The following is a 12,084-nucleotide window of genomic DNA, read 5'->3' as shown; positions in this document are numbered from 1 at the left end:
ATCCCTCGCGCAACCCACGACGCGCGGGCGGGCACGGGTCAGAACAGGAAGTAGCGCTGCGCCATCGGCAGCACCTGGGCCGGATCGCAGGTCAGCAGCTGGCCGTCGGCGCGCACCTCGTAGGTCTGCGCGTCGACTTCCATCCGCGGCGTGAGGCCGTTGTGCACCATCGATGACTTGCGCACGCCACGGCAACCCTTCACCGCGGCGATGCGCTTGTGCAGGCCGAGCGATTCGGGGATGCCGCCGTCCAGTGCCGCCTGGCTCACGAAGGTCAGCGAGCCTTGGTGCAGCGCGCCGCCGAAGGCGCCGAACATCGGCCGGTAGTGCACCGGCTGCGGGGTCGGGATCGACGCGTTCGGATCGCCCATCGCCGCCATCGCGATGAATCCTCCCTTGAGGACCAGCGCGGGCTTGACGCCGAAGAAGGCCGGCTTCCACAGCACCAGGTCGGCCCACTTGCCGGGCTCGACGCTGCCGATCTCGTGCGACATGCCATGCGCGAGCGCCGGGTTGATGCTCAGCTTGGCGATGTAGCGCTTGACGCGCGTGTTGTCGTTGCGATCCGAGTCGCCGGGCAGCGCGCCGCGCTGCAGCTTCATCTTGTGCGCCGTCTGCCAGGTGCGGATGACCACCTCGCCGACGCGGCCCATGGCCTGGCTGTCGCTGCTCATCATGCTGATCGCGCCGAGGTCGTGCAGCACGTCCTCGGCGGCGATGGTCTCGCGGCGGATGCGGCTCTCGGCGAAGGCCAGGTCCTCGGCGATCGAGGCGTCGAGGTGGTGGCACACCATCAGCATGTCGACATGCTCGTCGAGCGTGTTGACGGTGTAGGGACGCGTCGGGTTGGTCGAACTCGGCAGCACGTTGGACTCGCCGACCACCTTGAGGATGTCCGGCGCGTGCCCGCCGCCTGCGCCCTCGGTGTGGAAGGTGTGGATGGTGCGGTCCTTGAACGCGGCGATGGTGTCCTCGACGAAGCCGGACTCGTTGAGCGTGTCGGTGTGGATGGCGACCTGCACGTCCGTCGCCTCGGCCACGTTCAGGCAGGTGTCGATCGCCGCCGGCGTGGTGCCCCAGTCCTCGTGCAGCTTCAGCGCCACGGCGCCGGCCTCGACCTGCTGGCGCAGCGCCTCGGGGCGGCTGGCGTTGCCCTTGCCGAAGAAGCCGAGGTTCATCGGGAAGGCATCGGCCGCCTGCAGCATGCGCGCGATGTTCGCCGGGCCCGGCGTGCAGGTGGTGGCGAAGGTGCCGGTGGCCGGGCCGGTGCCGCCGCCGAGCATGGTGGTGACGCCCGAGGCCAGTGCCTCCTCGATCTGCTGCGGGCAGATCCAGTGGATGTGGCTGTCGATGGCGCCGGCGGTGACGATCATGCCTTCGCCGGCAATGATCTCGGTGCCCGGGCCGATGACGATGTCCACGCCCGGCTGCACGTCGGGGTTGCCGGCCTTGCCGATGGCGGCGATGCGGCAGCCGCGGATGCCGATGTCGGCCTTCACGATGCCCCAGTGGTCGACGATCAGCGCGTTGGTGATCACGCAATCCACCGCCTCTTCGCGGCCGGGGCCATTGACGCGCTGGCTCTGGCCCATGCCGTCGCGGATCACCTTGCCGCCGCCGAACTTCACCTCCTCGCCGTAGCCGCCTGCGGCGAGGGTGCAGTCCCGCTCCACCTCGATGATCAGCGCGGTGTCGGCCAGACGCACGCGGTCGCCGACGGTGGGGCCGAACATCTCCGCATAGGCGCGCTTGCCGATCTGAGCCATCAGAGCTTTCCTTGCACGAGTCCGCGGAAGCCGTAGACCGTGCGGTCGCCGGCGAAGTCGACCAACTCGACGGTGCGCTGCTGCCCCGGCTCGAAGCGCACCGCGGTGCCCGAGGCGATGTTCAGCCGCATGCCGCGCGCCGCGCCGCGGTCGAATTTCAGCGCGCCGTTGGTCTCGGCGAAGTGGTAGTGCGAGCCGACCTGGATCGGGCGGTCGGCGCCGTTCTCGACCACCAGCGTGATCGTGCGCCGGCCGGGATTGAGCGTCAGCTCGCCGTTGTCGACGATCAGCTCGCCGGGGATCATTTGCGCCCCCGCCACCACGTCAGCCCGACGCCGGCGACGCCGATCGCCAGCAGCACGCCGAACATGTCGCTGGCGTGCCAGTGCGGATTGGCCAGGCCGTGGCCGTCGTGGGCGGCGGCCCACCCGCTCGCCAGCGATGCGGCCAGTGCCGACAGGGTGCGGAGCATCGTCGTCGTCCTCGGAATCGTGATCATGTCGGATCTCATGCGATAGGTTGGTGCACAGTCACCAGTTTGGTGCCATCGGGGAAGGAGGCCTCCACCTGGATGTCCGGGATCATCTCCGCCACGCCGTCCATCACGTCGTCGCGCGAGAGGATCGTCTTGCCCTCGCTCATCAGCGCGGCGACGCTCTTGCCGTCGCGCGCGCCTTCCATGATGGCGGCGCTGATCAGCGCCACCGCCTCCGGGTAGTTGAGCTTCAGGCCACGCGCCTTGCGCCGCTCGGCGAGCAGCGCGGCGGTGAAGATGAGCAGCTTGTCCTTCTCGCGGGGCGTGAGTTCCATGGCGGTGCACAGCAGCAGGAGGCGTGCCAGATGCTACGCGGCCGGGGGCGCTTGGCACAGCCCTTGCCCCACAACGGCGCATGTCCGCCGATGCCAGCACTTTCCAGGAGAACCCGACGCTCGGGCCGGGCATCGCCACGCCTGCAAGCACCAAAGCAGTGCAGCGCGTGGTCAAGGTGCGCCGCGACTACAACAGCTGGGTGGCGCGCGAGACCATGGAAGACTATGCGTTGCGCTTCACGCCGCGCAGCTTCCGCAAGTGGTCGGCAATGCGCGTGGCCAACACCGCGTTCGGCGCTGCCTCGTTCCTCGTGCTGGAGGCGGTGGGCGGCACGCTGCTGGTCGACTACGGGTTCGTCAACGCCTTCTGGGCCATTCTGGCCACCGGGCTGATCATCTTCGCCGCCGGCTGGCCGATCAGCGTGTACGCCGCGCGCCACGGCGTGGACATGGACCTGCTGACGCGCGGCGCCGGCTTCGGCTACATCGGCTCCACCGTCACCTCGCTGATCTATGCGAGCTTCACCTTCATCTTCTTCGCACTCGAGGCGGCCATCATGGCTTATGCCATCGAGCTCGCCTTCGACATCCCGCCGGCCTGGGGCTACCTGCTGTGCTCGCTGGTGGTGATCCCGCTGGTGACCCACGGCGTGACGACGATCAGCCGGCTGCAGGTGTGGACGCAGCCGCTGTGGCTGGCGATGCTGGTGCTGCCCTTCGTCTACGTGCTGCAGCAGCACCCCACGGCGCTGGCCGACATCTGGCAGTTCGGCGGCATCGGTCCGGGCGGAACGGCCGAGAACGCGCAGCCCGCGGGCTTCGACCTGATGAAGTTCGGTGCAGCGATGACGGTGGGCGTCGCGCTGATCACGCAGATGGGCGAGCAGGCCGACTACCTGCGCTTCATGCCCGAGCCGCAACCGGGACGACGCTTCGCGTGGTGGGCGGGCGTGACGATCGGCGGCCCGGGCTGGGTGCTGCTGGGCGTGCTGAAGATGCTGGCCGGTTGCCTGCTCGCCTACCTCGCCATCGGCTATGCGGTGCCGGTGGCGCGCGCGGTCGACCCGACGCAGATGTACCTCGTCGCCTGGGGCGCGGTGACTTCCAACGTCGGCCTCGCGGTGGCCGCGACCGCGTTGTTCGTGGTCGTCTCGCAGCTGAAGATCAACGTCACCAATGCCTATGCCGGTTCGCTGGCCTGGTCGAACTTCTTCGCGCGCCTCACGCACAGCCACCCGGGCCGCGTGGTGTGGATGGTGTTCAACACGCTGATCGCGCTGATGCTGATGGAGCTGAGCGTCTTCCAGGCGATCGGCAAGGTGCTGGGGCTGTACTCGAACATCGCCATCAGCTGGATGATGGCCGTGGTGGCCGACCTGGTGATCAACAAGCCGATGGGCTGGTCGCCGAAGGGCATCGAGTTCAAGCGCGCCCATCTCTTCGACGTGAACCCGGTCGGTGTGGGGGCGATGGGCGTCGCCTCGGTGGTGTCGATCGTTGCCTACCTCGGCGTGCTCGGGCCGATGGCGCAGGCCTTCTCGGCGCTGATCGCGCTGGTCACCGCCTTCGTGGTGTCGCCGCTGATCGCGTGGCGGACGAGAGGCCGCTACTACCTGGCCCGCCAGCCCGAGCCCGCGGTCGACGAGCAGGGCAGCTACAGGCGCCTGACCCGCTGCACGATCTGCGAGCGCGACTACGAACGCGACGACATGGCGTTCTGCCCGGCCTACGAAGGGGCGATCTGCTCGCTGTGCTGCTCGCTCGATGCACGCTGCCACGACCTGTGCAAGCCTCGGGCGCGCCTGGCGGTGCAGTGGCGTGCGGCGATGGCGCGTCTCATGCCGCGCGCGCTGTGGCAGCGCCTGGACACCGAGCTCGGCCACTACCTGATGCTGATGGCGCTGGCCATGCCGGCGCTGGCGGCGCTGTTCGCCGCCGTCTGGCGCCACGAGCGACGCGCGCTTGGCCGGCTCTCGCCCGATGCCGAGGCCGCGCTGCAGATGGGCTTCGTGAAGGTCTATGCCGCGCTGCTGGTGATCAGCGCGGTGGTCGCCTGGTGGCTGGTGCTCAAGCACCGCAGCGCCAAGGTGGCGCAGGAGGAGTCGAACCGGCAGACGCAGCTGCTCGTGCAGGAGATCGAGTCGCATCGCCGCACCGATCTCGCACTGCAGCGGGCCAAGCAGTCGGCGGACGCGGCCAACCAGGCCAAGACGCGCTACATCTCCGCCATCAGCCACGAACTGCGCACGCCGCTGAACAGCATCCTCGGCTACGCCCAGCTGCTCGACGACGACCCCGCCATCCCCGAGGCACGCCGCCAGGCGGTACGCGTCATCAAGCGCGGCGGCGATCACCTGCTGTCGCTGATCGAGGGCACGCTGGACATGGCGCGCATCGAGGGCGGCAAGCTCACGCTCGAACCGTCGCCGATGCGGCTGCGCGAGAGCCTGCAGCAGATCGCGCGCATGTTCGAGCTGCAGGCGCAGTCCAAGGGCATCGGATTCGTCGCCGAGATCGACGCGCAGGCGCCGGAACTGGTGCGCGCCGACGAGAAGCGCCTGCGCCAGATCCTCATCAACCTGCTCGGCAACGCGGTGAAGTTCACGCGCAGCGGCCGCGTCGTGTTCAGGTTGCGCTACGCGCGCGAGATCGCGCACTTCGAGATCGAGGACACCGGCCCCGGCATGCCGCCCGACGAGGTGGCCAAGGTGTTCGAACCCTTCGCGCGCGGCTCCGCGGCGGGACAGGGCGGCTCCGCAGGGACGGGCCTGGGCCTGACGATCGCCAAGATGCTCACCGAGCTGATGGGCGGCGAGATGACGGTGGACAGCCGGCCCGGCCACGGCTCGGTGTTTCGCGTGCGCCTGTTCCTTCCCGAACTGCACGCCGATGCGCTGCCCGCGCCGCAGGCGGCGGCGCGCGTCGGCTATGCGGGCCCGCGCCGCCGCGTCCTGGTGGTCGACAACGAGGAGGCCGACCGCGGTCTGCTCGTCAGCGTGCTCGAGCCGCTGGGCTTCGAGCTGCGCACGGCGGGCTCCGGCGAGGAGTGCCTGACGCTGCTGCGCGAGGGGCGGGAGCGCCGCGACGGCTGGCAGCCCGACGCGATCTTCATGGACCTGGCGATGCCCGGCATCGACGGCTGGGAGACGGTACGACGCATCCGCGATGGTGCGCTGGGTCCGTCGGCGATCGCCATCGTCTCGGCCAATGCCTTCGACAAGGGCCTCGACAACGACGTCGGCATTTCCTCCGCCGACTTCATCACCAAGCCCGTGCGCGTGAGCGAGCTGCTCGACTGGCTGGGCCGGGCGCTGGCCCTGCAGTGGGTCAGCTCGCCCACGCCGCTGCCCGAGCCGGCTGCGCCGGCAACGGCGGACGAGACGCTGGCCTTGCCCGCCGAGCCGCACCTGCGCGCGCTGCAGGAACTGGTCAACATCGGCTACGTGCGCGGCATCGTGCGGCGGCTCGACCAGATCGAGAGCGACTCGCCGGCCTGCGCCGCCTTCGTCGAGCGCATGCGCGTGATGGCGCGCGGCTTCCGACTCGACGAGATGAACGGCGTGCTCACCCGCGCCCTCGCCACGGACTGAGATGGACCTCGATCGCCACAACTCCGACGTCGTGCTGATCGTCGACGACGTGCCCGACAACCTGTCGATGCTGCACGACGCGCTCGACGAGTTCGGCTACACCGTGCTCGTGGCCACCAACGGCGAGCAGGCGCTGCAGCGCGCCGCGCAGGCGATGCCCGACGTGATCCTGCTCGACGCGGTGATGCCGGGGCTGGACGGCTTCGAGGTGGCGAGGCGGCTGAAGGCCGACGCCGCCACCGCGACCATTCCGCTGATCTTCATGACCGGCCTGACCGAGACCGAGCACGTGCTGAAGGCATTCCAGTCCGGCGGCGTCGACTACGTGGCCAAGCCGATCAAGCCGATGGAGGTGCTCGCGCGCATCGCCGCCCATGTACAGGGCGCGCGCGAGCGGCGCCAGGCGCGCAACGCGCTCGATGCCTTCGGCCACGCCACGCTGTCGGTGCGCGCGGCCGACGGGCGCATCCTCTGGCAGACGCCGCTGGCGCGGCAGCTGCTGACCGTGCACGAGGCCGGCGACGGGCAGCAGCTCGGCGAAGTGGTGCTCGACTGGCTGCAGGCGCAGGCCGTCGTGCACGCCACCGGCGGCAAGCCTCAGCCGCTGATGCTGGCACGCCACGGCAAGCGGCTGTCGTTCGCGCTGCACGAGGCGAGCGCCGCCAGCGGCGGCGAGAGCGGCGGCGACGACGAGTGGCTGCTGGTGATGAGCGAGTCGTCCGACGAATCGACCATCGAGGCGCTCGGCCTCGCCTTCAGGCTCACCGCGCGCGAGGCCGAGGTGCTGTACTGGGTGGTGCAGGGGAAGACAAACCGCGACATCGGTGAGATCCTCGGCACCAGCCCGCGCACGGTGCACAAGCACCTGGAACATGTGTTCGAGAAGCTCGGCGTCGAGACGCGCACCGCCGCGGCCGGCATGGCGATGGCGCGCGTCAGACAGCTGGCGGCGCCGCGTTGACGGCGCCGAAGGAGGTGTCATGGAAGCCGTCGTTCGCCCCGCCGAGCCGCGCGACGCCGAGGCGCTGGCCGAGATCTATGCGCCCAGCGTCGTGCAGCGGCCGACCTCGTTCGAGCTGCACGCGCCCGATGCGGCCGAGATGGCGGCACGGTTGGCGCGGGTGACGGTGCAGTGGCCGTGGCTGGTCGCCGAGGGCGAGGGCCGGGTGCTGGGCTACTGCTACGCCAGTGCCTTCGCCGAGCGCGAGGCCTACCGCTGGTCGGTCAGCGTGACCGCCTACGTTCGCGACGGCTGTCACCGCTGCGGCATCGGTGGCAGACTGTATGCGCAGCTGTTCGGCATCCTGCGCCGCCAGGGCGCGGTGATGGCGTTTGCCGGCATCACGCTGCCCAACGCGGCCAGTGTCGGGCTGCACCGTGCCATGGGTTTCGAGCCGGTGGGCCTCTACCCGAGCGCCGGCTTCAAGCTCGGCCGCTGGTGGGACGTGGCCTGGTACGGCCTGGCACTGCGCCGGGTGGCGCAGGACGAGACGCCGGGCGAGCCCGTCCCGTGGCCCGGCTTGCCGCCGCCCTAGCGAACCCCTCGACGGCGCTGCTCAGGGGCGCCGTTCCACATGGCTCAGGATCGCCTGTGTCACCATCGCTCGGCTGATGTGCCAGCGTGCCAGCACATGCTCGTAGACGAGCCGTTCTTCGCCGCTGACGCACCCATCGGCGGTGATCGTGGCGGCCGCCAGCCGGCACAACACCAGACGCATCTGCGGGTCGGTGACGGCATCGAGCAGCCTGTCCACGTAGGCCTGGTCGCGGGCCCGCAGCCACGAGCATTCGGCCAGGCCGCTTCCGACCTCCCGCAGACAGTCCTGCGCCAGCGCGACGAAGCGCTCGCGCGGCACGCCGATGCGCTCGAAGGCGTCGAGCTCCTCGAGAATCTCGAGCTCGCGCGGATCGATGTGCCCGTTGGCCACCATCATCAGCGCCAACACCCGCGCCGGCGCGTCCGACGCCGGCCTTGTTTCATTGATTTTCACGACCTGTCTCCTGCGGCAAGACCGCCTCGGTCCGTGTCTGGCGCACGGTCAGTCGCATTGTGAGCCCGACCCTCGCACGAAGTTCCCGTCGCGGCATCGCCGTTCGCGCCTCGTTGACGTGGCGCAAGCGCCAGGTCGGGTACTGCGCCGAGCTGCCTCCTGGCGGAGAGAATCGACGCAACAGGAGACCACCGGCGTGCCGCCAACGACCACCGACGCTCCCGCCGCCGACTGGCATGCCCTCGCCCCGCTCGAGGCACTGCGGCGTTGCGGCACCGACCCCGCGCGGGGGCTCGACCCCGCGGCCGTGACCCGGCGCCTCGCCGAGCACGGTCCGAACGCGCTGCCCGAGCCGCCGCCGAAGCCGCTGTGGCGCACCTTCGCGCGCCAGTTCAAGAGCCCGCTGATCTACATCCTGTTCGTCGCCGCCGTGCTGGCGGTGGCGCTGGGACACCATGGCGATGCCGGGGTGATCCTCGCGGTGGTGATGGTCAATGCCTTGATCGGCAGCTTCCAGGAGGGCCGTGCCGAACGCTCGATGGCGGCGCTCCGCCGGCTGTCCGGGCTGCGCGTGCGCGTGCTGCGCGACGGCGTCGAGCAGGTGGTCGAGGCGCGCCAGCTGGTGCCGGGCGACCTGATGCTGCTGGCCGCCGGCGACGCGGTGGCCGCCGATGCGCGGCTGATCGACGAGGCGCTGCTGCAGGTGGCCGAGGCGGCGCTGACCGGCGAATCGGTCCCGGTGTCAAAGTCCGTGCTGGCCGTGCCCGAGGCCACCGGCCTGGCCGACCGGCACGGCATGGTCTATTCCGGCACCCATGTCACCGCCGGGCGGGCGCGGGCGCTGGTGGTGGCCACCGGCATCCACACCGAGGTCGGCCGCATCGCCGGCATGACCGAGCGCGCGCAGGAGCCGAAGACGCCGCTCGAGCAGCGCCTCGAGCAGTTCGGCCGTGCGCTGGTAGGGGCGGCGCTGGGCCTGTTCGTGCTCGTCGTGCTGCTGGGGCTGTGGCGCGACCTGCCGCTGTCCGGAGTGCTGATGGTGGCGATCAGCCAGATGGTCTCGATGGTGCCCGAGGGCCTGCCGGTGGCGATGACCATCGCGCTGGCCGTGGGCATGCAGCGCATGGCCGAGCGCGGCGCCATCATCCGCCGCCTGTCGGCGGTGGAGACGCTCGGCTCCACCACGGTGATCTGCAGCGACAAGACCGGCACGCTGACGCGCAACGAGATGACCGCCGTCGAGCTGTGGCTGCCCGGCGCGCGCGAGCTGGCCGTCGGCGGCATCGGCTATGCGCCGGAGGGCGACCTGCTCGAGCATGGCCGCCCCGCAGCGCTCGACGACGCGGCCCTGCGCGAACTGCTCGCCGCCGCGGCGCTGTGCAACGATGCAGAGCTGTTGCCACCGGAGGACGAGCGCGCCGCCTGGACGGTGCTGGGCGACCCCACCGAGGGCGCTCTGCTGGTGCTGGCCGCGAAGGCCGGCATCGACCTCGCCGGCTTGCGCCGCGCCGCGCCGCGCGAGGCCGAACTTCCCTTCGATTCCGACACCAAGCTGATGGCCACGCGGCACCGCCTGGCCGATGCACCGCGCCGCGTCATGATCAAGGGCGCGCCCGAGGCGGTGTTGCGCCTGTGCGATGGTGTCGGCGATGCCGAACTGCGCGCTGCGCGCGAGGCCGCCGAGGCGATGTCCGCACGCGCACTTCGCGTACTCGCCTTTGCGGTGGTCGACGACGATGCGCTCGACCCTGCCGCCGGCTTCGATGCGCTGGACGCTCGCGCCCGCCTCGTCGGTCTGGTCGGCCAGATCGACCCGCCGCGCGAGGAGGTCAAGCTGGCTGTGGCCGAATGCCGTCGCGCCGGCATCCGGCCGGTGATGGTGACCGGCGACCATAAGCTCACCGGCCTGGCGATCGCGCGCGAGCTGGGCATCGCGCGCCAGGGCGACGGCATCGGCGACCGTGCCGTCGACGGGGCCGAGCTCGAGCGCATGGGAGAGGCCGAGCTGCGCGACGAACTCGCCGGCATCGCGGTGTTCGCGCGCGTGCAGCCGGCGCAGAAGCTGCGCATCGTCGAGGCGCTGCAGTCGCGCGGCGAAGTGGTGGCCATGACCGGCGACGGCGTCAACGACGCGCCGGCGCTGGCGCGCGCCGACGTCGGCGTGGCGATGGGCATCACCGGCACCGAAGTGGCCAAGAGCGCGGCGAAGATCGTCGTCACCGACGACAACTTCGCCACCATCGTCGGGGCGGTGGAACAGGGCCGGGTGGTCTACGCCAACCTGAAGAAGGTCATCCTCTACCTCTTCGCCACCTCGATGGCCGAAGTGCTGGTGCTGCTGCTTGCACTGCTCGGCGGCTTCCCGCTGCCGCTGGCCGCGGTGCAGATTCTGTGGATCAACATCGTCACCGAGGGCACGGTGACGGTGAACCTGGTGATGGACCCGCCCGACGGCGACGAGATGCGCCGCCGCCCCGTGCTCCGGGACGACAGGCTGCTCGGCAGGCGCATGCTGCAGCGCGTCGCGCTGATGACGCCGATGATCGCCGCCGCGACTTTCGGCTGGTTCGCCTGGCGGCTCGCGCAGGGCGTGCCCGAGGCGGTGGTGCGCACCGAGACCTTCACCGTGCTGGCGATGTGCCAGTGGTTCAACGTGCTGAACTGCCAGTCGGCCACCGCCTCGGCGCTCGGTACGCGCTTGCTGCGCAACCGCTGGCTGGCCGGCGGTCTCGGCCTGAGCGTCGCGCTGCAGGCGGCGGTGCTCTACGCTCCGGCCATGAACCAGCTCTTCCACACCGTGCCGCTGCCGCCGGCCTCGCTGCTGCCACTCGTCGCGCTGGCCAGCAGCGTGCTCTGGGCCGAAGAGCTGCGCAAGCTGATCGTGCGCGCCATGCGCCGACCGACGCGATGAGCGCGACCTGGCTGGCGCTGCAGTTCCTCGTCTGCGCGGTATTGATCGCAGGCGCCGGCTTCGTGCTCAGCCGCAGTGCCGACCGGCTCGCCGACGCGCTGGGCTGGGGGCGCGGTTGGGTGGGGCTGGCGCTGCTGGCTACCGTCACTTCGCTGCCCGAGCTGGCTTCGGGCATCAGCGCGGTCGCGCTGGTGAACGCGCCCAATCTGGCGGTGGGCAACGCATTGGGCGCCTGCGTCGTCAACCTCGCCTTCCTGGTGGTGGTCGACCTGTTGCAGCGGCGCCAGCCGATGTACCGCCACGCCAGTGCCGCTCACCTGCTGTCGGCCGGCTTCGGCGTGGTCATGCTCGGCTTCGTCGCGATGAGCCTGGTGACCGGCAGCGGCGCGCCGGCGCTGCTGCACATCGGTCTGTACAGCCCTGCGCTGCTGGCGCTGTACCTGCTGGTGTTGAAGAGCGTGTTCGCGCACGAGCAGGCGCAGCGACACTCGGCGGGCGACGCGCCCGTCGAGCGCGTCGCGCCGGCGGCCGTGCGCCGCGAGTGGCGCCGCTTCGGTCTCGCCGCGTCGGTGGTGCTGGCCGCCGGCAGCTGGCTGCCGGAGGCGGCCGATGGCCTTGCGCAGGCGTTCGGCCTGTCGCCCAGCTTCGTCGGTACGGTGTTCATGGCGCTGGTGACGGCGCTGCCGGAGATGGCGGTCACCGTCTCGGCGTTGCGACTGGGCGCGCTCGACATGGCCATCGGCAACCTGCTGGGCAGCAACCTCTTCAACGTCGTCATCCTCGCCATCGACGACCTGGCCTACACGCGTGGCCCGCTGCTCGCCGATGTCGCGCCGGTCCATGCCAGTTCGGTCGCCACCGCGCTGGTGATGACCGGGCTGGTGATCGTCGGCCTGGTGATGCGGCCGCAGGGCCGCGTCCTGCGCGTGACCAGCTGGGTCAGCGTGGGGCTGGTGGCGGCCTATGGCATCAACGCCGCCCTGCTCTTCCTGGCCGGCGGTTGAGCCTGCACTCGA

Annotated in this window: 10 protein-coding genes; 5 read left to right on the top strand and 5 right to left on the bottom strand. The window is 70.6% G+C overall.

Translation table 11 applies throughout. The features are described from left to right. Positions 1–38: 38 nt before the first annotated feature. From ureC to ureA, 4 genes are read right to left on the bottom strand one after another with little or no spacing between them, the layout of a single operon-like run. Complete coding sequence (ureC, locus tag Q0599_RS17275) at positions 39–1,766, bottom strand: urease subunit alpha (RefSeq protein ID WP_298831945.1); 1,728 nt, start codon at positions 1,764–1,766, stop codon at positions 39–41. Then, positions 1,766–2,071: an urease subunit beta gene (locus Q0599_RS17270; RefSeq protein WP_298831944.1), complete on the bottom strand. Its 306-nt coding sequence runs from the start codon at positions 2,069–2,071 to the stop codon at positions 1,766–1,768. Before Q0599_RS17270 ends, ureC begins: the two co-directional genes overlap by 1 nt. After that, complete coding sequence (locus Q0599_RS17265; protein ID WP_298831942.1) at positions 2,068–2,238, bottom strand: hypothetical protein; 171 nt, start codon at positions 2,236–2,238, stop codon at positions 2,068–2,070. Before Q0599_RS17265 ends, Q0599_RS17270 begins: the two co-directional genes overlap by 4 nt. Before the next feature lie 35 nt (positions 2,239–2,273). Further along, positions 2,274–2,576 (bottom strand): urease subunit gamma, encoded by a 303-nt coding sequence (gene ureA, locus Q0599_RS17260; RefSeq protein ID WP_298831940.1) that lies wholly within the window; start codon positions 2,574–2,576, stop codon positions 2,274–2,276. 80 nt (positions 2,577–2,656) lie between these two features. Between ureA and Q0599_RS17255 the strand changes: the two genes are divergently transcribed. From Q0599_RS17255 to Q0599_RS17245, 3 genes are read left to right on the top strand one after another with little or no spacing between them, the layout of a single operon-like run. Further along, positions 2,657–6,166, top strand: a complete 3,510-nt coding sequence (locus Q0599_RS17255) for an ATP-binding protein (RefSeq protein WP_298831939.1) — start codon at positions 2,657–2,659, stop codon at positions 6,164–6,166. 1 nt (position 6,167) lies between these two features. Beyond that, the gene (locus tag Q0599_RS17250) at positions 6,168–7,127 is read left to right on the top strand and encodes a response regulator transcription factor (RefSeq protein WP_298831938.1); all 960 of its coding nucleotides are present in this window, start codon (positions 6,168–6,170) and stop codon (positions 7,125–7,127) included. Positions 7,128–7,146: 19 nt separating this feature from the next. Continuing rightward, the gene (locus Q0599_RS17245) at positions 7,147–7,701 is read left to right on the top strand and encodes a GNAT family N-acetyltransferase (RefSeq protein ID WP_298831936.1); all 555 of its coding nucleotides are present in this window, start codon (positions 7,147–7,149) and stop codon (positions 7,699–7,701) included. 21 nt (positions 7,702–7,722) lie between these two features. Here Q0599_RS17245 and Q0599_RS17240 read toward each other — a convergent pair whose 3' ends face one another. After that, on the bottom strand, positions 7,723–8,157 hold the full coding sequence (locus Q0599_RS17240; RefSeq protein ID WP_298831934.1) for a hypothetical protein: 435 nt from the start codon (positions 8,155–8,157) through the stop codon (positions 7,723–7,725). Between the two features lie 196 nt (positions 8,158–8,353). Here Q0599_RS17240 and Q0599_RS17235 point away from each other — a divergent pair, with 196 nt between their 5' ends. Together Q0599_RS17235 and Q0599_RS17230 are read left to right on the top strand one after the other, a co-directional pair. Beyond that, positions 8,354–11,068 carry an HAD-IC family P-type ATPase gene (locus tag Q0599_RS17235; protein WP_298831932.1) on the top strand — a complete coding sequence of 905 codons (2,715 nt, stop codon included), beginning with the start codon at positions 8,354–8,356 and terminating at the stop codon, positions 11,066–11,068. Beyond that, the gene (locus tag Q0599_RS17230) at positions 11,065–12,072 is read left to right on the top strand and encodes a sodium:calcium antiporter (protein WP_298831930.1); all 1,008 of its coding nucleotides are present in this window, start codon (positions 11,065–11,067) and stop codon (positions 12,070–12,072) included. The genes Q0599_RS17235 and Q0599_RS17230 overlap by 4 nt, the downstream gene beginning before the upstream one ends. The last annotated feature ends 12 nt before the right edge of the window (positions 12,073–12,084 follow it).

It is taken from the genome of uncultured Piscinibacter sp., from assembly GCF_937952055.1.
GTDB lineage: Bacteria > Pseudomonadota > Gammaproteobacteria > Burkholderiales > Burkholderiaceae_C > Piscinibacter.
This window is presented reverse-complemented; position numbering and strand designations above follow the sequence as displayed.

Coding starts and splice junctions, on each gene's coding strand:
- ureC (WP_298831945.1), bottom strand. CDS start 1,766: ATGGCTCAGATCGGCAAGCGCGCCTATGCGGAGATGTTCGGCCCCACC.
- Q0599_RS17270 (WP_298831944.1), bottom strand. CDS start 2,071: ATGATCCCCGGCGAGCTGATCGTCGACAACGGCGAGCTGACGCTCAAT.
- Q0599_RS17265 (WP_298831942.1), bottom strand. CDS start 2,238: ATGCTCCGCACCCTGTCGGCACTGGCCGCATCGCTGGCGAGCGGGTGG.
- ureA (WP_298831940.1), bottom strand. CDS start 2,576: ATGGAACTCACGCCCCGCGAGAAGGACAAGCTGCTCATCTTCACCGCC.
- Q0599_RS17255 (WP_298831939.1), top strand. CDS start 2,657: ATGTCCGCCGATGCCAGCACTTTCCAGGAGAACCCGACGCTCGGGCCG.
- Q0599_RS17250 (WP_298831938.1), top strand. CDS start 6,168: ATGGACCTCGATCGCCACAACTCCGACGTCGTGCTGATCGTCGACGAC.
- Q0599_RS17245 (WP_298831936.1), top strand. CDS start 7,147: ATGGAAGCCGTCGTTCGCCCCGCCGAGCCGCGCGACGCCGAGGCGCTG.
- Q0599_RS17230 (WP_298831930.1), top strand. CDS start 11,065: ATGAGCGCGACCTGGCTGGCGCTGCAGTTCCTCGTCTGCGCGGTATTG.